We start from the raw sequence: 302 nt of genomic DNA, 5'->3' as shown, positions 1-302 counted from the left end.
GTCTGAGGCATTGGGCCGTCAGTCGCAGCTACTACCAGGATCGCGCCGTCCATCTGAGCAGCACCGGTGATCATGTTTTTCACGTAGTCGGCGTGCCCTGGGCAGTCAACGTGCGCGTAGTGACGAGTCGGGGTGTCATACTCAACGTGAGAGGTGTTGATGGTGATACCACGAGCTTTTTCTTCTGGCGCGTTATCGATCTGGTCGAAAGCACGTGCAGAACCGCCGTAGGTTTTAGCCAGTACGGTGGTGATCGCTGCAGTCAGGGTAGTTTTACCGTGGTCAACGTGGCCGATAGTACC

1 protein-coding gene is annotated in these 302 nt (G+C 56.3%); it reads right to left on the bottom strand.

Features of this window, described 5'->3' with window-relative positions:
* Positions 1–302 (bottom strand): GTP-binding protein (locus AWX27_RS24230; RefSeq protein ID WP_230201337.1); only part of this gene is annotated, 302 nt, incomplete at both ends.

The sequence above is a fragment of the Serratia sp. 2880STDY5682894 genome (assembly GCF_001537385.1).
GTDB lineage: Bacteria > Pseudomonadota > Gammaproteobacteria > Enterobacterales > Enterobacteriaceae > Serratia > Serratia nevei.
This window is presented reverse-complemented; position numbering and strand designations above follow the sequence as displayed.